The sequence below is a fragment of the Pelomonas baiyunensis genome (genome assembly GCF_043555935.1).
GTDB classification, from domain to species: Bacteria; Pseudomonadota; Gammaproteobacteria; order Burkholderiales; family Burkholderiaceae_C; genus Pelomonas; species Pelomonas baiyunensis.
Map to the genome: position 1 here is coordinate 45,802 of NZ_JBIGIB010000005.1, position 24,466 is coordinate 70,267.

35 protein-coding genes are annotated in these 24,466 nt (G+C 62.2%); 34 read left to right on the forward strand and 1 reads right to left on the reverse strand.

What is annotated here, in order from left to right; all coding sequences use genetic code 11:
* Positions 1–5 precede the first annotated feature (5 nt).
* Positions 6–4,223, forward strand: a complete 4,218-nt coding sequence (gene rpoC, locus ACG01O_RS17025; RefSeq protein ID WP_394386437.1) for a DNA-directed RNA polymerase subunit beta' — start codon at positions 6–8, stop codon at positions 4,221–4,223.
* A 61-nt stretch (positions 4,224–4,284) separates the two neighbouring features.
* Here rpoC and ACG01O_RS17030 read toward each other — a convergent pair whose 3' ends face one another.
* The gene (locus tag ACG01O_RS17030; protein WP_394386439.1) at positions 4,285–4,761 is read right to left on the reverse strand and encodes a PIN domain-containing protein; all 477 of its coding nucleotides are present in this window, start codon (positions 4,759–4,761) and stop codon (positions 4,285–4,287) included.
* Between the two features lie 152 nt (positions 4,762–4,913).
* Between ACG01O_RS17030 and rpsL the strand changes: the two genes are divergently transcribed.
* The 33 genes from rpsL to ACG01O_RS17195 all read left to right on the forward strand — a co-directional run bounded on the left by rpsL (position 4,914) and on the right by ACG01O_RS17195 (position 24,460).
* Positions 4,914–5,288 (forward strand): 30S ribosomal protein S12, encoded by a 375-nt coding sequence (rpsL, locus tag ACG01O_RS17035; protein ID WP_088486369.1) that lies wholly within the window; start codon positions 4,914–4,916, stop codon positions 5,286–5,288.
* Between the two features lie 155 nt (positions 5,289–5,443).
* Positions 5,444–5,914, forward strand: a complete 471-nt coding sequence (gene rpsG / locus ACG01O_RS17040; RefSeq protein WP_394386442.1) for a 30S ribosomal protein S7 — start codon at positions 5,444–5,446, stop codon at positions 5,912–5,914.
* A gap of 69 nt (positions 5,915–5,983) precedes the next feature.
* Complete coding sequence (fusA, locus tag ACG01O_RS17045; RefSeq protein ID WP_394386444.1) at positions 5,984–8,095, forward strand: elongation factor G; 2,112 nt, start codon at positions 5,984–5,986, stop codon at positions 8,093–8,095.
* A 119-nt stretch (positions 8,096–8,214) separates the two neighbouring features.
* Complete coding sequence (gene tuf / locus ACG01O_RS17050) at positions 8,215–9,405, forward strand: elongation factor Tu (RefSeq protein ID WP_394386422.1); 1,191 nt, start codon at positions 8,215–8,217, stop codon at positions 9,403–9,405.
* A 64-nt stretch (positions 9,406–9,469) separates the two neighbouring features.
* The gene (gene rpsJ / locus ACG01O_RS17055) at positions 9,470–9,781 is read left to right on the forward strand and encodes a 30S ribosomal protein S10 (protein WP_056194266.1); all 312 of its coding nucleotides are present in this window, start codon (positions 9,470–9,472) and stop codon (positions 9,779–9,781) included.
* A 256-nt stretch (positions 9,782–10,037) separates the two neighbouring features.
* Positions 10,038–10,709, forward strand: coding sequence for a 50S ribosomal protein L3 (rplC, locus tag ACG01O_RS17060; protein ID WP_394386446.1), 672 nt, complete (start codon positions 10,038–10,040; stop codon positions 10,707–10,709).
* Positions 10,709–11,329 carry a 50S ribosomal protein L4 gene (rplD, locus tag ACG01O_RS17065; RefSeq protein ID WP_268169255.1) on the forward strand — a complete coding sequence of 207 codons (621 nt, stop codon included), beginning with the start codon at positions 10,709–10,711 and terminating at the stop codon, positions 11,327–11,329. The genes rplC and rplD overlap by 1 nt, the downstream gene beginning before the upstream one ends.
* Positions 11,326–11,640: a 50S ribosomal protein L23 gene (rplW, locus tag ACG01O_RS17070; protein ID WP_394386449.1), complete on the forward strand. Its 315-nt coding sequence runs from the start codon at positions 11,326–11,328 to the stop codon at positions 11,638–11,640. Before rplD ends, rplW begins: the two co-directional genes overlap by 4 nt.
* A complete protein-coding gene (gene rplB, locus ACG01O_RS17075; RefSeq protein WP_233395050.1) occupies positions 11,641–12,465 on the forward strand; it encodes a 50S ribosomal protein L2 in 825 nt (274 codons plus the stop codon).
* A 10-nt stretch (positions 12,466–12,475) separates the two neighbouring features.
* Entirely contained in the window at positions 12,476–12,754 is a 279-nt protein-coding gene (gene rpsS / locus ACG01O_RS17080; protein ID WP_088484478.1) for a 30S ribosomal protein S19, read from the forward strand.
* Between the two features lie 12 nt (positions 12,755–12,766).
* Positions 12,767–13,096 (forward strand): 50S ribosomal protein L22, encoded by a 330-nt coding sequence (rplV, locus tag ACG01O_RS17085; RefSeq protein ID WP_394386452.1) that lies wholly within the window; start codon positions 12,767–12,769, stop codon positions 13,094–13,096.
* 15 nt (positions 13,097–13,111) lie between these two features.
* Complete coding sequence (gene rpsC, locus ACG01O_RS17090; RefSeq protein ID WP_394386453.1) at positions 13,112–13,969, forward strand: 30S ribosomal protein S3; 858 nt, start codon at positions 13,112–13,114, stop codon at positions 13,967–13,969.
* Positions 13,970–13,971: 2 nt separating this feature from the next.
* Positions 13,972–14,388 carry a 50S ribosomal protein L16 gene (gene rplP / locus ACG01O_RS17095; RefSeq protein WP_088484481.1) on the forward strand — a complete coding sequence of 139 codons (417 nt, stop codon included), beginning with the start codon at positions 13,972–13,974 and terminating at the stop codon, positions 14,386–14,388.
* 11 nt (positions 14,389–14,399) lie between these two features.
* A complete protein-coding gene (gene rpmC / locus ACG01O_RS17100) occupies positions 14,400–14,600 on the forward strand; it encodes a 50S ribosomal protein L29 (RefSeq protein ID WP_394386455.1) in 201 nt (66 codons plus the stop codon).
* Positions 14,597–14,866 carry a 30S ribosomal protein S17 gene (gene rpsQ / locus ACG01O_RS17105; protein ID WP_394386457.1) on the forward strand — a complete coding sequence of 90 codons (270 nt, stop codon included), beginning with the start codon at positions 14,597–14,599 and terminating at the stop codon, positions 14,864–14,866. The genes rpmC and rpsQ overlap by 4 nt, the downstream gene beginning before the upstream one ends.
* A 93-nt stretch (positions 14,867–14,959) precedes the next feature.
* Positions 14,960–15,469, forward strand: coding sequence for a peroxiredoxin (locus tag ACG01O_RS17110; protein ID WP_394386459.1), 510 nt, complete (start codon positions 14,960–14,962; stop codon positions 15,467–15,469).
* Positions 15,470–15,752: 283 nt separating this feature from the next.
* The gene (gene rplN, locus ACG01O_RS17115) at positions 15,753–16,121 is read left to right on the forward strand and encodes a 50S ribosomal protein L14 (RefSeq protein ID WP_056194233.1); all 369 of its coding nucleotides are present in this window, start codon (positions 15,753–15,755) and stop codon (positions 16,119–16,121) included.
* A gap of 23 nt (positions 16,122–16,144) precedes the next feature.
* Positions 16,145–16,459, forward strand: coding sequence for a 50S ribosomal protein L24 (gene rplX, locus ACG01O_RS17120; protein ID WP_088484486.1), 315 nt, complete (start codon positions 16,145–16,147; stop codon positions 16,457–16,459).
* A 10-nt stretch (positions 16,460–16,469) separates the two neighbouring features.
* The gene (gene rplE / locus ACG01O_RS17125) at positions 16,470–17,009 is read left to right on the forward strand and encodes a 50S ribosomal protein L5 (protein ID WP_394386462.1); all 540 of its coding nucleotides are present in this window, start codon (positions 16,470–16,472) and stop codon (positions 17,007–17,009) included.
* A gap of 8 nt (positions 17,010–17,017) precedes the next feature.
* Positions 17,018–17,323: a 30S ribosomal protein S14 gene (gene rpsN, locus ACG01O_RS17130; protein WP_088484488.1), complete on the forward strand. Its 306-nt coding sequence runs from the start codon at positions 17,018–17,020 to the stop codon at positions 17,321–17,323.
* Between the two features lie 23 nt (positions 17,324–17,346).
* Positions 17,347–17,742 (forward strand): 30S ribosomal protein S8, encoded by a 396-nt coding sequence (rpsH, locus tag ACG01O_RS17135; protein ID WP_394386464.1) that lies wholly within the window; start codon positions 17,347–17,349, stop codon positions 17,740–17,742.
* 17 nt (positions 17,743–17,759) lie between these two features.
* On the forward strand, positions 17,760–18,293 hold the full coding sequence (gene rplF / locus ACG01O_RS17140) for a 50S ribosomal protein L6 (protein WP_394386466.1): 534 nt from the start codon (positions 17,760–17,762) through the stop codon (positions 18,291–18,293).
* A gap of 11 nt (positions 18,294–18,304) precedes the next feature.
* Positions 18,305–18,661 carry a 50S ribosomal protein L18 gene (rplR, locus tag ACG01O_RS17145; RefSeq protein ID WP_394386468.1) on the forward strand — a complete coding sequence of 119 codons (357 nt, stop codon included), beginning with the start codon at positions 18,305–18,307 and terminating at the stop codon, positions 18,659–18,661.
* A 16-nt stretch (positions 18,662–18,677) separates the two neighbouring features.
* Positions 18,678–19,199, forward strand: a complete 522-nt coding sequence (gene rpsE, locus ACG01O_RS17150; protein ID WP_394386470.1) for a 30S ribosomal protein S5 — start codon at positions 18,678–18,680, stop codon at positions 19,197–19,199.
* Positions 19,200–19,219: 20 nt separating this feature from the next.
* Entirely contained in the window at positions 19,220–19,402 is a 183-nt protein-coding gene (gene rpmD / locus ACG01O_RS17155) for a 50S ribosomal protein L30 (RefSeq protein WP_056877725.1), read from the forward strand.
* Positions 19,403–19,426: 24 nt separating this feature from the next.
* Entirely contained in the window at positions 19,427–19,858 is a 432-nt protein-coding gene (gene rplO / locus ACG01O_RS17160; RefSeq protein WP_394386473.1) for a 50S ribosomal protein L15, read from the forward strand.
* Positions 19,859–19,879: 21 nt separating this feature from the next.
* Entirely contained in the window at positions 19,880–21,190 is a 1,311-nt protein-coding gene (secY, locus tag ACG01O_RS17165) for a preprotein translocase subunit SecY (RefSeq protein WP_394386475.1), read from the forward strand.
* 62 nt (positions 21,191–21,252) lie between these two features.
* Positions 21,253–21,471, forward strand: coding sequence for a translation initiation factor IF-1 (gene infA / locus ACG01O_RS17170; protein ID WP_009855680.1), 219 nt, complete (start codon positions 21,253–21,255; stop codon positions 21,469–21,471).
* A 60-nt stretch (positions 21,472–21,531) separates the two neighbouring features.
* Positions 21,532–21,645 (forward strand): 50S ribosomal protein L36, encoded by a 114-nt coding sequence (rpmJ, locus tag ACG01O_RS17175; RefSeq protein WP_056194202.1) that lies wholly within the window; start codon positions 21,532–21,534, stop codon positions 21,643–21,645.
* A 30-nt stretch (positions 21,646–21,675) separates the two neighbouring features.
* A complete protein-coding gene (rpsM, locus tag ACG01O_RS17180; RefSeq protein WP_394386479.1) occupies positions 21,676–22,041 on the forward strand; it encodes a 30S ribosomal protein S13 in 366 nt (121 codons plus the stop codon).
* Positions 22,042–22,070: 29 nt separating this feature from the next.
* Positions 22,071–22,475 (forward strand): 30S ribosomal protein S11, encoded by a 405-nt coding sequence (rpsK, locus tag ACG01O_RS17185; protein ID WP_056194196.1) that lies wholly within the window; start codon positions 22,071–22,073, stop codon positions 22,473–22,475.
* 232 nt (positions 22,476–22,707) lie between these two features.
* The gene (gene rpsD, locus ACG01O_RS17190; RefSeq protein ID WP_394386482.1) at positions 22,708–23,331 is read left to right on the forward strand and encodes a 30S ribosomal protein S4; all 624 of its coding nucleotides are present in this window, start codon (positions 22,708–22,710) and stop codon (positions 23,329–23,331) included.
* A 139-nt stretch (positions 23,332–23,470) separates the two neighbouring features.
* Complete coding sequence (locus tag ACG01O_RS17195) at positions 23,471–24,460, forward strand: DNA-directed RNA polymerase subunit alpha (protein WP_056194188.1); 990 nt, start codon at positions 23,471–23,473, stop codon at positions 24,458–24,460.
* Positions 24,461–24,466: the final 6 nt, after the last annotated feature.

Sequence of the window (24,466 nt, forward strand, 5' to 3'; positions counted from 1 at the left end):
AACACATGAAAGGTTTGCTGGACCTGTTCAAGCAGTTCACGCCGGATGAGCATTTCGATGCCATCAAGATCGGCCTGGCATCGCCGGAGAAGATCCGCAGCTGGTCGTTCGGTGAAGTGAAGAAGCCCGAGACCATCAACTACCGGACGTTCAAGCCCGAGCGTGATGGCCTGTTCTGCGCCAAGATCTTCGGCCCGATCAAGGACTACGAGTGCCTGTGCGGCAAGTACAAGCGCTTGAAGCACCGCGGCGTCATCTGCGAGAAGTGCGGCGTTGAAGTCACCCAGACCAAGGTTCGCCGTGACCGCATGGGTCACATCGACCTGGCGGCGCCCTGCGCGCACATCTGGTTCCTGAAGTCGCTGCCGTCGCGTTTGGGCCTGGTGCTCGACATGACGCTGCGCGACATCGAGCGCGTGCTGTACTTTGAAGCCTATGTCGTCGTCGACCCGGGCATGACGCCGCTGAAGAAGTTCTCGATCATGAGCGAGGACGACTACGACGCCAAGCGTGTCGAGTACGGCGACGAGTTCATCGCACTGATGGGCGCCGAGGGCATCAAGAAGCTGCTGGAGGAGATGGATCTCGACATCGAGATCGATCGCCTGCGCAACGACATGACCGGCTCGGAACTCAAGGTCAAGAAGAACTCCAAGCGCCTGAAGGTCATGGAAGCCTTCAAGAAGTCCGGCATCAAGCCGAACTGGATGGTGCTGGACGTGCTGCCCGTGCTGCCGCCGGACCTGCGTCCGCTGGTGCCGCTGGACGGCGGCCGCTTCGCGACCTCCGACCTGAACGACCTCTACCGTCGCGTCATCAACCGCAACAACCGCCTGGCCCGCCTGCTCGAGCTGAAGGCCCCTGAGATCATCGTGCGCAACGAAAAGCGCATGCTGCAGGAAGCCGTCGACTCGCTGCTGGACAACGGCCGCCGCGGCAAGGCGATGACCGGTGCGAACAAGCGTGCCCTCAAGTCGCTGGCCGACATGATCAAGGGCAAGAGCGGTCGCTTCCGTCAGAACCTGCTGGGCAAGCGCGTCGACTACTCGGGTCGTTCGGTCATTACCGTGGGTCCGTACCTCAAGCTGCACCAGTGCGGTCTGCCCAAGCTGATGGCGCTGGAGCTGTTCAAGCCCTTCATCTTCAGCCGTCTCGAAGCCATGGGCATCGCGACGACGATCAAGGCTGCCAAGAAGGAAGTCGAATCCGGCACGCCGGTGGTCTGGGACATCCTTGAAGAAGTCATCAAGGAACACCCGGTTCTGCTGAACCGCGCCCCGACGCTGCACCGCCTCGGCATCCAGGCTTTCGAGCCCGTGCTGATCGAAGGCAAGGCCATCCAACTGCACCCGCTCGTCTGCTCGGCCTTCAACGCCGACTTCGACGGTGACCAGATGGCCGTCCACGTGCCGCTGTCGATCGAAGCGCAGATGGAAGCCCGCACGCTGATGCTGGCCTCCAACAACGTGCTGTTCCCGGCCTCCGGCGAGCCGTCCATCGTTCCGTCGCAAGACGTGGTGCTGGGCCTTTACTACGCCACCCGTGAGCGCACGAACGGCAAGGGCGAAGGCCTGGTGTTCGCTGACATCCCGGAAGTGATCCGCGCGCTGGAAAACGGCGTTGTGGAAATCACCGCCAAGATCAGCGTGCGCCTGACCGAGTGGACCAAGAACAAGGAAACGGGCGAGTTCGTGCCCGAGACCAAGCTCGTGGACACCACCGTCGGCCGCGCCCTGCTGTCGGAAATCCTGCCCAAGGGCCTGCCCTTCGCCAACATCAACAAGGCCCTGAAGAAGAAGGAGATCAGCCGTCTGATCAACACCTCCTTCCGCAAGTGCGGCCTGAAGGAAACCGTGGTGCTGGCTGACAAGCTGCTGCAAAGCGGCTTCCGCCTGGCAACCCGCGCCGGCATCTCGATCGCCATCGACGACATGCTCGTGCCCGCTCAGAAGCACACGCTGATCGAGCGCGCCGAGAAGGAAGTCAAGGAGATCGAGCAGCAGTACGTCTCCGGTCTCGTGACCGCCGGCGAGCGCTACAACAAGGTCGTGGACATCTGGGGCAAGGCCGGTGACGAAATCGGCAAGAAGATGATGGACCACCTGAAGGTCGAGAAGACGACCGATCGCCACGGCAAGACCGTCGATCAAGAGTCGTTCAACTCGATCTACATGATGGCCGACTCGGGCGCTCGCGGTAGCGCGGCCCAGATCCGTCAGCTGGCCGGTATGCGCGGCCTGATGGCCAAGCCGGACGGCTCCATCATCGAGACGCCCATCACGGCGAACTTCCGTGAAGGCCTGAACGTGTTGCAGTACTTCATCTCGACCCACGGTGCTCGTAAGGGCCTGGCGGACACGGCGCTGAAGACTGCGAACTCCGGCTACCTGACGCGTCGTCTGGTCGACGTGACGCAGGATCTGGTGGTCACGGAAGACGATTGCGGCACCGACAACGGCATGAACATGCGCGCGTTGGTGGAAGGCGGTGAAGTCATCGAATCCCTGCGCGACCGCGTGCTGGGTCGTGTGGCGGCCATCGACGTCATCCACCCCGAAACGCAAGCCACGCTGCTCACCGCCGGCAACATGCTCGACGAGGACACCCTCGACGTGCTGGAGCAGGCCGGTGTGGACGAGATCAAGGTGCGCACGCCGCTGACCTGCGGCACGCGCTTCGGTCTGTGCGCCAAGTGCTACGGCCGTGACCTCGGCCGCGGTGGTCTGGTGAACGTGGGCGAGGCCGTGGGTGTGATCGCTGCGCAGTCGATCGGTGAGCCGGGCACGCAGCTGACGATGCGGACGTTCCACATCGGTGGTGCCGCTTCGCGCGCCGCTGTGGCCTCCAGCGTGGAAGCCAAGTCGGACGGCATCATCGGCTTCAACGCCACGATGCGTTACGTGACGAACGGCAAGGGCGAGTTGGTCGTGATTTCGCGTTCCGGCGAAATCATCATCAGCGACCCGCACGGCCGTGAGCGCGAGCGTCACAAGGTGCCCTACGGTGCGATCCTGAACATCAAGCCCAGCCAGGTCATCAAGGCCGGTTTGGTGCTGGCGAACTGGGACCCGCTGACCCGCCCGATCATCACGGAATTCGCCGGTCAGGCGAAGTTCGAGAACGTCGAGGAAGGCGTGACCGTCGCCAAGCAGGTGGACGAAGTGACCGGTCTGTCGACCCTGGTCGTGATCGACCCGAAGCGCCGCGGCGCTGCCAAGGTCGTTCGCCCGCAGGTCAAGCTGCTGGACGCCCAAGGCCACGAGGTCAAGATCCCCGGCACCGACCACTCGGTGGCCATTGGCTTCCAGGTCGGCGCGCTGATCCAGATCCGCGACGGCCAAGAGCTGCTGCCTGGTGAAGTGCTCGCCCGTATCCCGGTCGAAGGCCAGAAGACGCGAGACATTACCGGCGGTCTGCCGCGTGTGGCCGAGCTCTTCGAAGCCCGTTCGCCCAAGGACGTCGGCGTGCTGGCCGAGCAGACCGGCACGGTGTCGTTCGGCAAGGAGACCAAGGGCAAGATTCGCCTGCAGATCACCGATCCGGACGGCAAGGCCCACGAGGAATTGGTGCCCAAGGAAAAGAACATCCTGGTGCACGAAGGCCAAGTGGTGAACCGCGGCGAACTGATCGTCGACGGCGCGGCCGACCCGCAGGACATCCTGCGTCTGCTGGGCATCGAGGAACTGGCGCGCTACATCGTCGACGAAGTGCAGGACGTGTACCGACTCCAGGGCGTGAAGATCAACGACAAGCACATCGAGGTGATCGTTCGCCAGATGCTGCGCCGCGTGACCATCACCAACCCGGGTGACTCGCACTACATCCTGAACGAGCAGGTCGAGCGTTCGGAACTGCTGGACACCAACGACAAGCTCCGCAAGGAAGGCAAGCTGATCGCCACGCACGCCGACGTGCTGCTGGGCATCACCAAGGCCTCGCTGTCGACGGACTCCTTCATCTCCGCCGCGTCCTTCCAGGAAACGACCCGCGTGCTCACCGAGGCTGCCATCATGGGCAAGCGCGACGAGCTGCGTGGCCTCAAGGAAAACGTCATCGTCGGCCGCCTCATCCCGGCGGGTACCGGCATGGCCTTCCACGAGGCACGCCGTGCCAAGGAAGCCATGGACGACGCCGAGCGTCGCGCCATCGCCCTGCAGGAGGCCGAAGAGCTGGCCGCTGCGCAGATGGCGGGTGTGGACGCTGGGGACGACTCGGCCGAGTAATCCCCCAGGGCCTCGCCCTGTCGAAAGCCGCCCGGTGCTGCCGCGGCGGCTTTTTTCTTGCCTACTCGGCCGCCCAGCGGTCCGGCGTCACGATCTGGATGCCAATCGCGCGCGCGCGTTTGGCCAAGGCGAGCACAGCCTTATCGCGCGAGATCAGCCACCGCACCCGGTGCGCCACTGCAAGGTCGATGAACTTTTGGTCATCCGGATCGCGGCAGACCAAGCGCCCGGCCAGCGCCTGCGGCGGTGGGTTGTCCACCCAGAGTGCGTGGGCGGCGAACTGCGACTCGATGTGGGCCCGATCCGGCCCATAGGCCGCCGCCACCCCGCGACCAAGGACATGCCACAGTTCGTCCAGCATGGCGGGCGCCACCAGCCAGCGCAGGCTGCCGGCCGTGAGCGCGTGGGTCAGCCGCTCCACACGCGGATCGCGAAACACCAGCCAGTCCATCACGACCTGGGTGTCGATCACCAACTGCGGCCGCTCGTCGGCGGGCACGGGCAAAGAGGGGGCAACAGCGGGCGCGGTGGGATCCATGGCGGGAGCTTAGCGGGTCTGCGCGCAGGGCCTTGTGTGTGGAACGCCCCCGGTCTACAATCGCCGGCTCTTCGCCTTTTGGGCGGTGCGCGCTTGCGCGCGCCGAAACCATCGGTGAGGTTCACTGACTTCAAACGGGAACAAGTCGTTTTATGCCAACCATCAATCAACTGGTGCGCCACGGCCGTGAGGCTGAGGTCACCAAGTCCAAGTCGCCTGCGATGCAAAACTGCCCGCAGCGCCGCGGTGTCTGCACCCGCGTCTACACCACCACGCCCAAGAAGCCGAACTCGGCTCTGCGTAAGGTCGCCAAGGTGCGCCTGACCAACGGTTTCGAGGTCATCTCGTACATCGGCGGTGAAGGCCACAACCTGCAAGAACACAGCGTCGTGCTCGTGCGCGGCGGTCGTGTGAAGGACTTGCCTGGTGTGCGTTATCACATCGTCCGCGGTTCGCTGGACCTGCAAGGCGTCAAGGATCGCAAGCAGGCCCGTTCCAAGTACGGTGCCAAGCGTCCCAAGAAGTAAATCGGTTGTTCGGGTTCAGCGCTACAGCTGACCCAACGTTGTTGCGGTTGCTGAATGTCTCAGTCAGCCGAGTAAGTGGATGGCCCCAGATGTCGGTGGTTGTCCAGCGGAGCGAGGCGACAAGCCCCTCCAACTGAAGCAGAAGGAAGATTCCCATGCCACGTCGTCGCGAAGTACCCAAGCGCGAAATCCTGCCGGATCCCAAGTTCGGTTCCGTCGACCTGTCCAAGTTCATGAACGTCATCATGGAATCGGGCAAGAAGGCTGTTGCCGAGCGCATCATTTACGGCGCTCTCGACCAAGTCGAGAAGAAGGTCGGCAAGGACCCCCTGGAAGTGTTCATGGTCGCCCTGAACAACGTGAAGCCCATGGTTGAAGTGAAGTCCCGCCGTGTCGGCGGTGCGAACTACCAAGTTCCCGTGGAAGTTCGTCCCGTCCGCCGGATGGCCCTCGCCATGCGCTGGCTCAAGGAATCCGCTCGCAAGCGCGGTGAGAAGTCGATGGCCCAACGCCTGGCCAATGAACTGCTGGAGGCCGCTGAAGGCCGCGGTGGCGCGATGAAGAAGCGCGACGAAGTTCACCGCATGGCAGAAGCCAACAAGGCGTTCTCGCACTTCCGCTTCTAAACTCAACGTCTTTCGGCCGCCTCGGGTTTGCCCTAACCCGCTGGCGGCTCCTGTCTTCTGGAGCAAACCATGGCCCGCAAAACCCCCATCGAGCGCTACCGCAACATCGGTATCTCTGCGCACATCGATGCTGGCAAGACCACCACGACCGAACGCATCCTTTACTACACCGGTGTGAACCACAAGATTGGTGAAGTGCACGATGGCGCCGCCACGATGGACTGGATGGAGCAGGAGCAAGAGCGCGGCATCACGATCACGTCGGCCGCGACGACCTGCTTCTGGAAGGGCATGGACATGTCCTACCCCGAGCACCGCTTCAACATCATCGACACCCCCGGACACGTGGACTTCACCATTGAAGTCGAGCGCTCGATGCGCGTCCTGGACGGTGCTTGCATGGTGTACTGCGCCGTGGGTGGCGTGCAGCCCCAGTCGGAAACCGTCTGGCGCCAGGCCAACAAGTACAAGGTGCCCCGCCTCGCGTTCGTCAACAAGATGGACCGCACCGGCGCGAACTTCTTCAAGGTCGTGGACCAGATGAAGACCCGCCTGAAGGCCAACCCGGTGCCCGTGGTGATTCCCATCGGCGCTGAAGAAAACTTCAAGGGCGTGGTGGACCTCTTCAAGATGAAAGCCATCATCTGGGACGAAGCGTCCCAGGGTATGAAGTTCACCTTCGAAGACATCCCGGCCGACCTGGTGGAAGTCGCTCAGGAATGGCGCGAAAAGCTGGTCGAGTCGGCTGCCGAAGCGACCGAAGAGCTGATGAACAAGTACCTCGAGACGGGTGACCTGTCCGAGGAAGAGATCAAGCTCGCGATCCGTCAGCGCACCATCGCGACCGAGATCCAGCCGATGCTGTGCGGCACCGCCTTCAAGAACAAGGGTGTGCAGCGCATGCTGGACGCCGTCATCGACTTCCTGCCGTCGCCGCTGGACATCCCTCCGGTGTCGGGCACGGACGAAGACGACCAGCCGATCACCCGCGAGCGCACCGACGAAGAGAAGTTCTCGGCGCTGGCCTTCAAGCTGATGACCGACCCCTACGTCGGTCAGCTGACGTTCGTGCGTGTGTATTCGGGCGTGCTGCAATCCGGCGCAACCGTCTACAACCCGATCCGCGGCAAGAAGGAGCGCATCGGCCGGATCCTGCAGATGCACGCCAACCAGCGTGAAGAAATCAAGGAAATTCTGGCCGGCGACATCGCGGCTTGCGTGGGTCTGAAGGACGTCACGACCGGCGAAACGCTGTGCGACCCGGAAAGCGTCATCACCCTGGAAAAGATGATCTTCCCGGAGCCGGTGATCTCGCAGGCTGTCGAGCCGAAGACCAAGGCCGACCAGGAAAAGATGGGCATCGCGCTGGGCCGTCTGGCTGCCGAAGACCCGTCCTTCCGTCTGCGCACCGACGAAGAGTCCGGCCAGACCATCATCTCGGGCATGGGCGAGCTGCACCTGGAAATCATCGTCGACCGCATGAAGCGCGAGTTCGGCGTGGAAGCCAACGTCGGCAAGCCGCAAGTGGCCTACCGCGAAACCATCCGCAAGACCGCAACCGACGTCGAAGGCAAGTTCGTTCGCCAGTCCGGTGGTAAGGGCCAGTACGGTCACGTCGTGCTGACGCTCGAGCCGCAAGAGCCGGGCAAGGGCTTCGAGTTCGTCGACGCCATCAAGGGCGGTGTGGTTCCTCGCGAATACATCCCGGCCGTGGAAAAGGGCATCATCGACACGCTGCCGAACGGCGTGTTGGCCGGCTTCCCGGTGGTGGACGTCAAGGCCACGCTGACCTTCGGTTCGTACCACGACGTGGACTCGAACGAAAACGCGTTCAAGATGGCCGCCTCCATGGGCTTCAAGGAAGCCATGCGTCGCGCCAGCCCCGTCATCCTCGAGCCGATGATGGCCGTGGAGGTCGAGACGCCGGAAGACTACGCCGGTACCGTCATGGGTGACCTGTCCAGCCGTCGTGGCATGGTGCAGGGCATGGACGACATGGTCGGCGGTGGCAAGGTCATCAAGGCCGAAGTGCCGCTGAGCGAAATGTTCGGCTACTCCACGTCGCTGCGCTCGGCCACGCAAGGTCGCGCCACGTACACGATGGAGTTCAAGCACTACTCTGAAGCGCCCAAGAACGTGGCTGACGCCATCATCCTGGCGCGCGGCAAGTCGTCGACCTGATCCTCTTTTGAGAATCGTCTTCACAGCGGCCCACCCGCTTCGCCAGTCGGCGGGAACTCTGGGCGCTGTGGAAACGCTAAACCAACAGACTGGCGAACTGCTCTTTTCGGAGAATTGAAATGGCAAAAGGCAAGTTTGAACGGACCAAGCCGCACGTGAACGTGGGCACGATCGGTCACGTCGACCACGGCAAGACCACGCTGACGGCTGCAATCGCGACCGTTCTGTCGGCCAAGTTCGGCGGCGAAGCGAAGAAGTACGACGAAATTGACGCGGCTCCGGAAGAGAAGGCCCGCGGCATCACGATCAACACCGCGCACGTCGAGTACGAGACGGCCAACCGCCACTACGCGCACGTTGACTGCCCCGGCCACGCCGACTACGTCAAGAACATGATCACCGGCGCCGCCCAGATGGACGGCGCGATCCTGGTGTGCTCGGCCGCTGACGGCCCGATGCCCCAGACCCGTGAGCACATCCTGCTGGCCCGTCAGGTCGGCGTGAAGTACATCATCGTCTTCCTGAACAAGTGCGACATGGTCGACGACGCCGAGCTGCTGGAGCTCGTCGAAATGGAAGTGCGTGAGCTGCTGAGCAAGTACGACTTCCCGGGCGACGACACCCCCATCATCAAGGGTTCGGCCAAGCTGGCGCTGGAAGGCGACAAGGGCGACCTGGGCGAACAAGCCATCATGCGCCTGGCCGATGCGCTGGACACCTACATCCCCCAGCCGGACCGTGCCGTTGACGGCGCCTTCCTGCTGCCGGTGGAAGACGTGTTCTCGATCTCGGGCCGTGGCACCGTGGTGACCGGTCGCGTCGAGCGCGGCATCATCAAGGTCGGCGAAGAAATCGAAATCGTCGGTATCCGCGAAGTCCAGAAGACCACGGTCACGGGCGTCGAAATGTTCCGCAAGCTGCTGGACCAAGGTCAAGCGGGCGACAACGTCGGCATCCTGCTGCGCGGCACCAAGCGCGAAGACGTCGAGCGCGGCCAAGTGCTGGCCAAGCCGGGCACGATCAAGCCGCACACCCACTTCACGGCCGAAATCTACGTGCTGTCGAAGGAAGAGGGCGGCCGTCACACCCCGTTCTTCAACAACTACCGTCCCCAGTTCTACTTCCGCACGACGGACGTGACCGGTGCCGTGGAGCTGCCGAAGGACAAGGAAATGGTCATGCCTGGCGACAACGTCGGCATCACCGTGAAGCTGATCGCCCCGATCGCCATGGAAACCGGTCTGCGCTTCGCCATCCGTGAAGGTGGCCGCACCGTCGGTTCGGGCGTCGTTGCCACGATCCTCGAGTAATCACTGCGTGACGTGCGCCGGGCGGCTTCCGTTCGGCGCTCCACTCGCTCTTTAAGGAATCGTCATGCAAAAGCAAAAGATCCGCATCCGCCTGAAGGCGTTTGATTACAAGCTGATCGACCAGTCGGCCCTCGAAATCGTGGAAACGGCCAAGCGCACGGGCGCCATCGTCAAGGGCCCGGTGCCCCTGCCGACGCGCATGGAGCGTTTCGACATCCTGCGTTCGCCGCACGTCAACAAGACGAGCCGTGACCAGTTCGAAATCCGCACCCACCAGCGCCTGATGGACATCGTCGACCCGACCGACAAGACGGTTGACGCGCTGATGAAGCTCGACCTGCCCGCTGGCGTCGACGTCGAAATCAAGCTGCAGTGATCTTTGGGCCGTGAGGCCCCTTGATCCCAAACCCCGCTCATGACCCTGAGCGGGGTTTCTTTTTGGGCACTGTTCGGCCTGGGGTTGCATCCGGGCAATCCCTCAAGCTATACTCGCCAGCTTTTCCGGGTTGGCTCACGCCTGCTCGGGGTTCGCGCGGCGCTACTTTGGTGGCGTCGCAAGGTCAGCCCGGCCAATCGATGTCGGGTGTTCGTAATGGCTTCGATCGCATCAGTGGTCGGGGCTGGAGAAAAACATGAGTCTGAGCAACCGTCTCGGTTTGCTGGGCCGCAAGGTGGGCATGATGCGCATCTTCACGGACGATGGCGATGCCATCCCTGTGACGGTGCTGGATGTGTCCAACAACCGCGTGACCCAGGTCAAGACCCAAGAGACCGACGGCTACAGCGCCATTCAAGTGGCGTTCGGTACGCGCAAAGCTTCGCGCGTCACCAAGCCTGAAGCCGGCCACCTTGTCAAGGCAGGTGTCGAAGCCGGTGAAATCCTCAAGGAATTCCGCGTCGACGCCGACGTTGCAGCCCAGTACAAGGCTGGCGCAACGGTTCCCGTGACGCTGTTCGCCACGGGCCAGCTGGTCGATGTGCAAGGCACGTCCATCGGTAAGGGCTACGCCGGCACCATCAAGCGTCACAACTTCAGCTCGCAGCGCGCGTCGCACGGTAACAGCCGTTCGCACAACGTGCCGGGCTCGATCTCGATGGCGCAAGATCCGGGGCGCGTGTTCCCGGGCAAGAAGATGACCGGCCACATGGGCGACGAAACCGTCACCACCCAAAACCTCGACATCGTGCGCGTGGACGAAGCCCGTTCGCTGCTGCTGGTTCGCGGTGCGGTTCCGGGCTCCAAGAACGGCCACGTTGTCGTTCGCCCGGCCGTCAAGGTCAAGATCAAGAAGGGAGCCAACTGATGCAGCTCGAGCTCCTGAACGAGCAGGGTCAGGCCACGTCCAAGGTGGACGCGCCCGACACCATCTTCGCTCGCGATTACAACGAAGCCCTGGTGCACCAGGTGGTCGTGGCCTTCCAGGCCAATGCCCGTCAAGGCACCCGTGCTCAGAAGGACCGTGAACAGGTCCATCACTCGACCAAGAAGCCTTTCCGCCAGAAGGGCACCGGCCGCGCTCGCGCCGGTATGACCTCGTCGCCGCTGTGGCGCGGGGGCGGTCGCATCTTCCCGAACATGCCTGACGAGAACTTCTCGCACAAGCTGAACAAGAAGATGTACCGCGCTGGCATGGCTGCGATCCTGTCGCAGCTGGCCCGTGAAGGTCGCCTGGCTGTGGTGGATTCGATCTCGGTCGAAGCTCCCAAGACCAAGCTGCTGGCTGCCAAGTTCAAGGCCATGGGCCTGGACTCGGTGATGGTGATCGCCGACACGGTCGACGACAACCTGCTGCTGGCTTCGCGCAATCTGGCCAACGTGCTCGTCGTCGAGCCGCGTTACGCCGACCCGCTGTCCCTCGTCTTCTACAAGAAGGTGCTGGTGACCAAGGCTGCGGTCGAGCAACTCAAGGAGATGCTGGCATGAGCGCCCCCAAGTTTGCTGAAGGCCGCCTGGCCTCCGTGCTGCTCGCGCCCATCGTGTCCGAAAAGGCCACGCAAGTCGCTGAGAAGCACAACCAGGTTCTGTTCAAGGTCCTGCGCGATGCCACCAAGCCCGAAATCAAGGCCGCTGTTGAACTGATGTTCAAGGTGGAAGTTGAGTCGGTCAGCGTGGTGAACGTCAAGGGCAAGACCAAGCGCTTTGGTGGCCGTCCGGGTCGCCGTGACCACGTCAAGAAGGCCTACGTGGCCCTCAAGGCCGGTCAAGAGCTCAATTTCTCCGGGGAGGCCGCGTAAATGGCCATCGTCAAAGTCAAGCCCACTTCGCCCGGTCGCCGTGGCGTTGTGAAGGTGGTGCACAAGCACCTCCACAAGGGCGCGCCTGAGGCTTCGCTGCTGGAGCCCCAGAAGCAGAAGTCTGGCCGTAACAACAACGGTCACATCACGATGCGTCACAAGGGCGGTGGTCACAAGCACCACTACCGCGTTGTGGACTTCAAGCGCAACAAGGACGGCATTCCCGCGAAGGTCGAGACGATCGAGTACGACCCGAACCGCACGGCTCACATCGCTCTGGTGTGCTACGCCGACGGCGAGCGTCGTTACGTGATTGCTCCGCGCGGCCTGGAAGTCGGCGCGACCATCCTGAGCGGCGCTGAAGCGCCGATCAAGGCGGGCAACACGCTGCCGATCCGAAACATTCCGGTCGGCTCCACGATCCACTGCATCGAGTTGCTGCCTGGCAAGGGTGCCCAGATGATCCGTTCGGCCGGCGCTTCCGCCGTCCTGATGGCTCGCGAAGGCGTCTACGCTCAGGTTCGCCTGCGCTCCGGCGAAGTCCGCCGCGTGCACATCGACTGCCGCGCCACCATCGGTGAAGTGAGCAACGAAGAGCACAGCCTGCGCCAGTACGGCAAGGCCGGTGCCATCCGCTGGAAGGGCATTCGCCCGACCGTCCGCGGCGTCGCCATGAACCCGGTTGACCACCCGCACGGCGGCGGTGAAGGCCGCACCGGCGAGGGCCAGGTCCCCGTGTCCCCGTGGAACACGATGACCAAGGGCTATCGCACTCGCAACAACAAGCGCACGCAGACGTTCATCGTCTCGCGTCGCAAGAAGTAAGGGCTAGGCCATGACTCGTTCGCTGAAGAAGGGCCCGTTCGTTGACCACCACCTGCAGGCCAAGGTCGACAAGGCGGTTGCCAACAAGGACAAGAAGCCCATCAAGACCTGGTCGCGTCGCTCGACGATCCTGCCCGAGTTCATCGGTCTGACGATCGCCGTTCACAACGGCAAGCAGCACGTGCCGGTCTATGTGTCTGACCAAATGGTCGGCCACAAGCTGGGTGAATTCGCACTGACCCGCACCTTCAAGGGCCACCCGGCCGACAAGAAGGCCGGGAAGAAGTAAGGACTAGAGACGATGGAAACCAAAGCAATCGTCCGTGGCGTCCGCCTGTCGTGTGACAAGGGCCGCCTCGTGGCCGACATGATCCGCGGCAAGAAGGTGGATCACGCCCTCAACATCCTGACCTTCACCCAGAAGAAGGCGGCCGTCATCATCAAGAAGGCGCTCGAAAGCGCCATCGCCAACGCCGAGCACAACGACGGCGCTGACATTGATGATCTGAAGGTCACCTCGATCTACGTCGAACAGGGTGCCACGCTGAAGCGCTTCTCGGCTCGCGCCAAGGGCCGCGGCAACCGCATCAGCAAGCCCACTTGCCACATCTTCGTGGCAGTCGGCAACTAAGGCGCAAGGAAGACTATGGGACAGAAAATCCATCCGGTTGGCTTCCGCCTGCCTGTCACCCGTAACTGGGCCTCGCGCTGGTACGCCAACAACCAGAACTTCGCCAGCATGCTGGCTGAAGATCTGCAGGTTCGCGACTACCTGAAGGCCAAGCTTAAGAACGCCGCTGTTTCGCGCATCCTGATCGAGCGTCCTGCCAAGAACGCCCGCATCACGATTTTCTCGGCTCGTCCGGGCGTCGTGATCGGCAAGAAGGGTGAAGACATCGAAGCGCTGAAGGCTGAGCTGACCAAGCGTCTGGGCGTGCCCGTCGCCGTCAACATCGAAGAAGTGCGCAAGCCTGAAGTCGATGCCCAGCTGATTGCCGACTCGATCACCCAGCAGCTCGAAAAGCGCATCATGTTCCGCCGCGCCATGAAGCGCGCGATGCAAAACGCCATGCGTCTGGGTGCCCAGGGCATCAAGATCATGAGCGCGGGTCGTCTGAACGGCATCGAAATCGCTCGCACCGAGTGGTATCGCGAAGGTCGTGTGCCCCTGCACACCCTGAAGGCCGACATCGACTACGGCTTCTCTGAAGCCAAGACCACCTACGGCGTCATCGGCGTCAAGGTTTGGGTCTACCGCGGTGACCGCCTGGCCAATGGCGAGGCTCCGGTCATCAACACCCCCGCAGGCGCCGAAGACGATCGTCGCCCGCGCCGTAACGCCCGTCCGGGCGCTCCTGGTGGCCGTGGCCGTCCGGGTGGCGACCGTGGCCCGCGTGACGGAGCAGACCAGCCCGCTGCAGCCGCTCCTGGCGGTGCAGCCCAGCCCGCCGGCAAGCGCGTGATCCGCAAGGCTCCCGCTGCTGGTGAGGCCAAAGGAGAATAAATATGCTGCAACCCGCTCGTCGTAAATACCGCAAGGAGCAGAAGGGCCGCAACACGGGTGTTGCAACCCGAGGCGCTGCGGTGTCTTTCGGTGACTTCGGCCTGAAGGCCACGGAGCGTGGCCGCCTGACGGCCCGCCAGATCGAAGCGGCTCGCCGTGCGATCTCGCGTCACATCAAGCGTGGCGGCCGGATCTTCATCCGCGTGTTCCCGGACAAGCCCATCTCGCAAAAGCCCGCCGAAGTTCGTATGGGTAACGGCAAGGGTAACCCCGAGTACTACGTCGCCGAGATCCAGCCGGGCAAGGTGATCTACGAGGTCAACGGCGTTCCCGAGCAACTCGCTCGTGAAGCCTTTACGCTGGCCGCTGCCAAGCTGCCGCTGAAGTGCACCTTCGTGGCCCGCCAGGTCGGTACCTGAGGAAGGACACCATGAAAGCATCTGAACTCCGCGCCAAGGACGTCGCTGCCCTCGAAAAGGAAGTGACCGACCTGCTGAAGGCCCACTTCGGCCTGCGCATGCAAAAGGCCACCCAGCAGCTGACCAACCACAGCCAGCTGGGCAAGACCCGCCGCGACATCGCGCGTGCCAAGACCGTTCTGGCACAAAAGAAGAAGGAGGCCGCGAAATGACTGAGGCCGTCACCAAGAACACCCGCACCCTCGTCGGTCGCGTGGTGAGCGACAAGCGCGCCAAGACGGTCACCGTCCTGGTCGAGCGTCGCGCCAAGCACGAGCTCTACGGCAAGATCGTGGCCCGTTCCCGCAAGTACCACGCCCACGATGAAAAGGGCGAGTACAAGATGGGTGATGTGGTCGAGATCAGCGAAGGCCGTCCGCTTTCCAAGACCAAGAGCTGGGTTGTCACCCGCCTGGTCGAGAAGGCTGAAATCGTCTAAACGGATTTCGGTCTCCTGACCGGACTGCAACCGGCGCGCTGGATTTCTGGCGCGCCGGTTTTTTATTTGGCGCCATGCCAATGAGGTGTATCCATGATTCAAATTGGTGATTCGTTGCCCGCGGGCAGCCTGCAGGAATTCATCGAAGTGGAAGGTGAGGGTTGCACCCTCGGGCCCAACGCGTTCGATGTGAAAGCGGCCACTGCCGGCAAAACCATCGCGGTGTTCGCGCTGCCGGGCGCCTTCACGCCGACGTGTTCGGCCAAGCACGTGCCCGGCTATGTCGAGGCGGCGGATGAACTTCGCGCGGCAGGCGTTGACGAAATTTGGTGCGTCTCTGTCAATGACGCTTTCGTCATGGGCGCCTGGGGGCGCGAGCAGAAGGCGGGCGGGAAAGTGCGCATGATGGCCGACGGCAGCGCCGCCTTCACCCAGGCGGTTGGGCTGACGTTGGACCTCACCTCGAAGGGCATGGGGCTGCGTTCGCAGCGTTATTCGATGCTGGTCCGAGATGGCGTGGTGCGTACGCTGAACGTGGAGGCTCCGGGACAATTCGCGGTCAGCGACGCAGCCACGATGCTGCAGCAAGCGCGCGCCCTTTAATTGCGCAGGCATTTCCCCTCGGCGGCGGCTCTTGATGGCCGCTCCGGGGCGCTTTGCAAAAACATTGCGGGGGTAGTTGACGTCAACACCGCCGCGCTGCATAATGCGCAGCTTCGCCGAACGCTAGGCGCGTGAGCATCCTCGCTCCAAACTGCCTGGCCTCGGATCCGCCCTCAACCGTCGAGGGGTGTTGGTGAAAGCCAGCGCTGATCGACTTACGGGCCCAAGACTGACCGACGACTTTCGCTGATGCGGAGGGACTCGGGGCAAGTTGGGGACAGACATGATTCAAATGCAATCGCGGCTTGACGTCGCGGACAACACTGGCGCCAAGTCGGTTCAGTGCATCAAGGTGCTGGGCGGCTCCAAGCGTCGCTATGCGCACATTGGCGACATCATCAAGGTCAGCATCAAAGAAGCTGCGCCGCGTGGTCGCGTGAAGAAGGGCGAGGTGTACAGCGCTGTGGTCGTTCGTACGGCCAAGGGTGTTCGTCGCCAAGACGGCTCGCTCGTCAAGTTCGACGGCAACGCCGCCGTGCTGCTCAACGCCAAGCTCGAGCCGATCGGCACGCGCATCTTCGGCCCGGTTACGCGTGAACTGCGTACCGAGCGCTTCATGAAGATCGTGTCGCTGGCGCCTGAGGTGCTTTGAGCCCCCACAGTCTGAGGTAAGCCATGAACAAGATTCGTACCGGCGACCAGGTCATCGTGTTGACCGGCCGCGACAAAGGCAAGCGCGGCACCGTGACCGCGCGCGCTGACGCAGACCACGTTGTGGTCGAGGGCGTGAATGTCGTCAAGAAGCACGTCAAGCCGAACCCCATGAAGGGTACAACCGGCGGCGTCGTTGACAAGACCATGCCCATCCATCAATCCAACGTGGCGATCTTCAACGCCGCTTCCGGCAAGGCCGATCGCGTGGGCGTCAAGCTCGTCGATGGCAAGCGGGTGCGCGTGTTCAAGTCGACCGGCGAAGAGATCAAGGCTTAAGAGGTCCGACATGGCTCGTCTGCAAACGCAATACCGCGAAAAAATCGTGCCCGCCTTGACCGAGAAGTTTGGTTACAAGTCGGTCATGGAAGTGCCGCGCATCACCAAGATCACGCTGAATATGGGCGTGAGCGAGGCGGTGGCTGACAAGAAGGTCATGGACCACGCTGTTGGCGACCTGACCAAGATCGCGGGTCAGAAGCCCGTGGTGACCAAGTCGAAGAAGGCGATCGCCGGCTTCAAGATTCGTGACAACGTGCCCATCGGCGCGATGGTGACGCTGCGTGGCGTCCAGATGTACGAATTCCTGGACCGCTTCGTGACGATCGCGCTGCCGCGCGTTCGCGACTTCCGTGGTATCTCCGGCCGTTCGTTCGACGGTCGCGGCAACTACAACATCGGCGTCAAAGAGCAAATCATCTTCCCCGAGATCGAGTACGACAAGGTGGATGCTCTGCGTGGTCTGAACATCAGCATCACGACGACTGCCAAGACGGACGACGAAGCCAAGGCTCTCCTGGCTGCGTTCAAGTTTCCGTTCAAGAACTGAGGTGAACCGTGGCAAAACTCTCGATCAAACAACGTGAGCTGAAGCGCGAGGCGCTCGTCGCCAAGTTCGCCAAGAAGTACGCCGAACTGAAGGCCATCATTGACGACAGCAAGAAGTCCGATGAAGAGCGTTACGCCGCTCGCCTCGAGCTGCAAAAGCTGCCGCGCAATGCCTACCCGACACGTCTGCGCAATCGCTGCGAACTGACTGGTCGTCCGCGCGGTACGTTCCGCAAGTTCGGCCTGGCCCGTAACAAGATCCGTGAACTGGCCTTCAAGGGCGACATCCCTGGTGTCGTCAAGGCCAGCTGGTAATCGGCTGATAGGAGATATCGCAAATGAGCATGAGTGATCCCATCGCCGATATGCTGACCCGCATCCGCAACGCCCAAATCGTCGAGAAGACGAGCGTTGCCATGCCGTCGTCCAAGCTGAAGGTGGCGATTGCCAAGGTCCTGAAGGACGAAGGCTACATCGACGACTTCGCCGTCCGTGGCGAAGCTTCCCGCCCTGAGCTGGAAATTTCCCTGAAGTACTACGCTGGCCGTCCGGTGATCGAGCGCATCGAGCGCGTGAGCCGCCCGGGGCTGCGTATCTACAAGGGCCGTCACGACATTCCTCAGGTCATGAATGGCCTGGGTGTGGCGATCGTCACCACGCCGCAGGGCGTCATGACGGACCGCAAGGCGCGCGCTGCCGGTATCGGCGGTGAAGTGCTCTGCTACGTCGCCTAAGCGAAGGAGTAGGAACAATGTCCCGCGTTGGAAAAATGCCGGTCATCCTCCCGCAAGGCGTGGATGTGACCGTCGGCGCTGATTCGATCAGCGTCAAGGGTTCGCTGGGGACGCTGGTGCGTCCGGCGAACAAGCTGGTGTCCGTCAAGAATGACGCTGGCAAGCTGAGCTTTGTGCCCGCCAACGAGTCGGCCGAAGCCGATGCGATGAGCGGCACGATGCGTGCTCTGGTGGCCAACATGGTCAATGGCGTCAGCAAGGGCTTCGAGAAGAAGCTGAACCTGGTCGGCGTGGGTTTCCGCGCTCAAGCCCAGGGTCAAAAGCTGAACCTGCAGATCGGCTTCTCGCACCCGGTGGTCAAGGACATGCCGGCTGGCATCAAGGTCGAGTGCCCGACCCAGACGGAAATCGTCATCAAGGGTGCCGATCGTCAGATCGTCGGTCAGATCGCCGCTGAGGTTCGCGCCTTCCGTCCCCCTGAGCCTTATAAGGGCAAGGGCATCCGTTATTCGGATGAGAAGGTCACCCTCAAAGAGACCAAGAAGAAGTAAGGAACAGCGCCATGATGACCAAGAAAGAACAACGCCTGCGTCGTTCGCGCCAGACCCGTGCTCGCATCGCGCTCCAGCGCGTCGCCCGTCTGACGGTGTTCCGCTCCAACCTGCACATCTACGCCCAAGTGCTGTCGGAAGACGGCAACAAGGTGCTGGCTGCTGCGTCGACCGCCGAGAAGTCGGTTCGCGCCCAAGTCAGCAACGGCGGCAACGTGGCTGCAGCATCCGTGGTTGGCAAGCTGATTGCCGAGAAGGCCAAGGCTGCTGGCGTCGAGAAGGTCGCTTTCGACCGCTCGGGTTTCGCGTACCACGGCCGGGTGAAGGCCCTGGCCGAGGCGGCTCGCGAAGCCGGTCTGCAGTTCTGACGCATAGGAATACGAAATGGCAAAGTTTCAACCCCGCGGCGCCCAGGCTGAAGGCAACGACGACGGCCTGAAGGAAAAGATGATCGCGGTGAACCGCGTCACCAAGGTGGTCAAGGGCGGCCGTACGCTGTCCTTCGCTGCTCTGACGGTGGTCGGTGATGGCGATGGTCGCATTGGCATGGGCAAGGGCAAGGCCAAGGAAGTGCCCGTCGCTGTGCAAAAGGCGATGGAATCGGCCCGCCGCAACATGATCAAGGTCCAGCTGAAGAACGGTTCCGTTCACCACAACGTGGTGGGCGAGCACGGCGCTTCGCGCGTCATGCTGGCTCCGGCTCCGACCGGTACTGGCGTGATCGCTGGCGGCCCGATGCGTGCCGTCTTTGAAGTGATGGGCGTGACCGACATCGTGAGCAAGAGCCACGGTTCGACGAACCCGTACAACATGGTCCGCGCGACGCTGGATGCTCTGAAGCGTTCCACCACCGCGTCGGAAGTCGCTGCCAAGCGCGGCAAGACGGTTGAAGAAATCTTCAACTGATCGCCCAAGCGGAGCACAAGATGTCTGACAAGAAAACCGTGACGGTCAAGCTGGTGCGTAGCCCCATCGGCTGCCGCGCCTCGCACCGTGCCACCGTGGTCGGCCTGGGTCTGCGCAAGCTGAACAGCCAGAGCACGCTGGAAGACACGCCCGCCGTGCGCGGCATGATCAACAAGATCGCCTATCTGGTGCAGGTGCTGTAAGCGCTGCCCACCGAGGACAAGACGATGGAACTCAATACGATCAAGCCCGCTGAGGGCGCCAAGCATGCCAAGCGCCGTGTCGGCCGCGGCATCGGCTCCGGCCTGGGCAAGACCGCAGGTCGCGGTCACAAGGGTCAAAAGAGCCGCGCGGGTGGCTACCACAAGGTGGGCTTCGAAGGCGGTCAAATGCCGCTGCAGCGTCGCCTGCCCAAGCGTGGCTTCAAGTCGCTGACGCTGAAGTACAACGCCGAGATCACGCTGTCGGACCTGCAAGGCCTGGCTGGCGACGAGATCGACGTGTCGACGCTCAAGGCTGTGGGCCTGGTCCCGCAACTGGCGAAGTCGGTGAAGGTGATCCTGTCCGGCGCGATCGAACGCAAGGTGGCTCTGAAGGGCGTGAACGCCACGAAGGGTGCCAAGGCCGCGATCGAAGCAGCTGGCGGCTCGGTCGCCTGAACGTTCAGGAACTGATCCAGCGTGGCTACCAACGCGAATCAGCTGGCCAAGAGCGGCAAGTTTGGCGACCTGCGTCGCCGGCTTGTGTTCTTGCTGCTGGCTCTGGTTGTCTACCGCATCGGCGCCCACATTCCGGTGCCGGGCATCGACCCTAACCAGCTGGCCCAATTTTTCAAGGGTCAGTCGGGCGGCATCCTGAGCTTGTTCAACATGTTCTCCGGCGGCGCGCTGTCGCGCTTCACGGTGTTCGCGTTGGGCATCACGCCGTACATCTCCGCGTCGATTGTTCTGCAGCTGATGGGTTACGTCATTCCATCGCTCGAGCAGTTGAAGAAGGAGGGCGAGTCCGGTCGCCGCAAGATCACGCAGTACACGCGTTACGCGACGCTGGGTCTTGCGCTTTTCCAAAGCCTGTCGATTGCGCTGGCGTTGGAAGGCTCGGCGGGCCTGGTGCTGAACCCGGGGTTCGGTTTCCGTCTGACGGCGGTTTCCAGCTTGGTGGCTGGCACGATGTTCCTGATGTGGTTGGGTGAGCAGATCACCGAACGCGGTCTCGGCAACGGCATTTCGATTCTGATCTTCGGCGGTATCGCAGCAGGTTTGCCTGGCGCGATTGGCGGGTTGTTCGAGTTGGTCCGTACCGGTGCGATGGGCTACGGCTCTGCGTTGGTGGTGATCTCGCTGGTGGTTTTTGTGACCTACGGCGTGGTCTTTGTCGAACGCGGTCAGCGCAAGATCCTGGTGAACTACGCCAAGCGCCAGGTGGGTAACAAGGTTTATGGTGGTCAGTCGTCTCACCTGCCCTTGAAGCTCAACATGTCCGGGGTGATTCCGCCGATCTTTGCGTCGTCGATCATCCTACTGCCCACCACCATTGTGAGTTGGGTGGCCACGGGCGACGGCATGCGCTGGTTGAAGGATTTGGCGTCGATGGTGAGCCCTGGGCAACCCATCTACGTGTTGCTGTACTCGGCTGCGATCGTCTTCTTCTGCTTCTTCTACACGGCGTTGGTGTTCAACAGCCGGGAAACGGCAGACAACCTGAAGAAGAGCGGCGCGTTCATTCCGGGCATTCGTCCGGGTGAGCAAACAGCCAAGCACATCGACAAGATCCTCTCGCGCCTGACGTTGGCGGGTGCCGTGTACATCACGCTGGTGTGCTTGCTGCCCGAGTTCCTGACGCTGAAGTACAACGTGCCGTTCTACTTTGGTGGTACGTCGCTGTTGATCATCGTTGTTGTGACGATGGACTTCTGGGCTCAGGTGCAGAGTTACATCATGAGTCAGCAGTACGAATCGCTGCTGAAGAAGGCCAGCTTCAAGCCCAACTGATGGGCGAGAACTGATCGGATCAAGAGATAAGGTTTCTATTCAACCACTCTGAAACGTTGGGCATGGCGAAAGACGACGTCATTCAAATGCAGGGCGAGATTCTTGAGAACCTCCCCAACGCCACGTTTCGGGTGAAGTTGGAAAACGGGCATGTCGTCCTTGGACACATCTCGGGCAAGATGCGGATGCACTACATCCGGATCCTGCCTGGTGACAAAGTGACCGTGGAATTGACACCGTACGATTTGAGTCGTGCTCGCATCGTGTTCCGGGCGAAGTGAGCTGTTTGAACCCCCGGGAACGCGTCAAGAGCGCATAAGAGTTAGGCCAAGGAGCAGACCATGAAAGTTTCGGCATCGGTGAAGCAGATGTGCCGCAATTGCAAGATCATCCGCCGCAAGGGCGTGGTGCGTGTGATCTGCACCGACCCGCGCCACAAGCAGCGCCAGGGCTGATTGGCCGCACGACAGGACTAGAGGACCACCATGGCACGTATTGCTGGTATCAACATTCCGCCGCAAAAGCACACTGAGATCGGTCTGACGTCGATCTACGGCATTGGCCGTACGACCGCGCAGAAGATCTGCACCACCTGCGGCATCCCGTTCGACAAGAAGGTCAAGGACCTGACGGACTCCGATCTGGAAAAGATCCGTGATGAAGTCAACAAGCTGACGATCGAAGGCGATCTGCGTCGCGAACAGTCCATCAACATCAAGCGTCTGATGGACCTGGGTTGCTACCGCGGCTTCCGCCATCGTCGCGGCCTGCCGATGCGTGGTCAGCGTACCCGTACGAATGCCCGTACCCGCAAGGGTCCGCGCAAGTCGGCGGCTACCGGCAAGAAGTGATCGCTGATCCGAACTGAAAGAAGGTCAATATGGCAAAGGCACCCAACAATTCGGCGGCTCAGCGCGTTCGCAAGAAGGTCCGCAAGAACGTTGCTGACGGCATCGCGCACGTTCACGCTTCGTTCAACAACACCATCATCACCATCACCGACCGTCAAGGCGGCGCCCTGTCTTGGGCTTCGTCGGGCGGCCAGGGTTTCAAGGGCTCGCGCAAGTCGACGCCTTTCGCAGCCCAGGTGGCGGCTGAAGTGGCCGGTCGCGCGGCTCAAGAGCAGGGCATCAAGAACCTGGACGTGAAGATCAAGGGCCCGGGCCCGGGTCGTGAGTCGTCGGTTCGTGCGCTGGCCGCCCTGGGCATCCGGATCAACTCGATCTCGGATGTGACCCCGGTGCCGCACAACGGCTGCCGTCCGCAAAAGCGTCGTCGCATCTAAGACCCGTCACCCCTGGGTGATTTGGAGTTGCAGATTCGGATGACGGTGCGATAATCGCGCGTTTTCCCGAAGCCGGCGTGGCGCTGTAGTGCCACGCCGGCTTCAGTCTTGAGCCTCGCCAGCCGGTGCAGGCTCGTAAGCCCACCGTCCAAGCCCAAAACAACATCGGCTGGACTCGCGCCAAGTTCGGGACTCCTCGACTCGGCGTCAGATTGATTGAAGGACACGCAAAGTGGCACGTTATCTCGGCCCCAAGGCCAAACTTTCCCGCCGTGAAGGTACCGACCTCTACCTGAAGAGCGCCCGCCGCGCCATCAGCGACAAGGCCAAGTTCGACAGCAAGCCGGGCCAGCATGGCCGCACGTCGGGCCAGCGCACCTCGGACTTCGGTCTGCAGCTGCGCGAGAAGCAAAAGGTCAAGCGCATGTACGGCGTGCTGGAGCGTCAGTTCCGCCGCTACTTCGCTGAAGCCGAGCGCCGCAAGGGCTCGACCGGCGTGAACCTGCTGCAACTGCTGGAATCGCGTCTGGACAACGTCGTGTACCGCATGGGCTTCGGCTCGACCCGCGCTGAAGCACGTCAGCTCGTGTCGCACAAGGGCATCGTGGTGAACGGCGAAGTCGTGAACATCGCTTCCTACATGGTCAAGGCCGGTGACACCGTCGCCGTGCGCGAAAAGGCCAAGAAGCAACTGCGCGTGACCGAGTCGTTCAAGCTGGCGGACTCCATCGGCCTGCCGGCCTGGGTGGCCGTGGACGGCACGAAGCTCGAAGGCGTGTTCAAGAAGGCCCCGGACCGCGATGAGTTCGGTGCCGAGATCAACGAATCGTTGATCGTCGAGTTGTACTCGCGTTAATCGTTCCCCCCGCCGACCACGCCTGAAAGGGTGCGGTCGGCGTTTCCTCGTCCGGGCTTATTGGCCCTTCGAAGGCTCTGCCCGGCTGGTCCTCAGCCTTATCGGTGTAACGAACCGAGGGTATTGAAAGAAAGACCTCATGCAAACCAACTTGCTCAAACCCAAGTCCATCAACGTGGAGCCCCTGGGCGGTCATCGCGCCAAGGTCACGCTGGAGCCGTTCGAACGCGGCTACGGTCACACCCTGGGCAACGCCCTGCGCCGTGTGCTGCTCTCGTCGATGGTGGGTTATGCGCCGACGGAAGTGACGATCGCTGGCGTGCTGCACGAGTACTCGGCCATCGACGGCGTGCAAGAGGACGTGGTTCACATCATGCTGAACCTCAAGGGCGTCGTCTTCCGTCTGCACAACCGCGAAGAAGTGACCCTGGTCCTGCGCAAGGAAGGTGAAGGCCCTGTCACGGCGGCTGACATCCAGACCCCGCACGACGTCGAGATCATCAACCCCGAGCACGTCATTGCCCACCTGTCGCAAGGTGGCAAGCTGGACATGCAGATCAAGGTCGAGAAGGGCCGTGGCTATGTGCCCGGCACGATGCGCCGTTTCGGCGACGAGCCGACCAAGAGCATTGGCCGCATCGTCCTCGACGCTTCGTTCTCGCCCGTCAAGCGCGTCAGCTACGCCGTCGAAAACGCTCGCGTCGAGCAGCGTACCGACCTGGACAAGCTGGTCATGGAAATCGAAACCAACGGCGCCATCTCGCCTGAGGAAGCGATCCGTGCTTCGGCCAAGATCCTGGTGGAACAGCTCGCCGTGTTCGCCCAGCTGCAGGGCACCGACCTGGTCGATGCCTTCGACCAGCCGGCCCAGCGCTCCAGCAGCTTCGATCCGATCCTGCTGCGTCCGGTCGACGAGCTCGAGCTGACCGTGCGTTCGGCCAACTGCCTGAAGGCCGAAAACATCTACTACATCGGCGACCTGATCCAGCGTACCGAGACCGAGCTGCTGAAGACCCCGAACCTGGGTCGCAAGTCGCTCAACGAAATCAAGGAAGTCCTCGCCTCGCGTGGCCTGACCTTGGGCGCACGTCTCGAGAACTGGCCTCCCCAAGGTCTCGACAAGCGTTAATTTTTA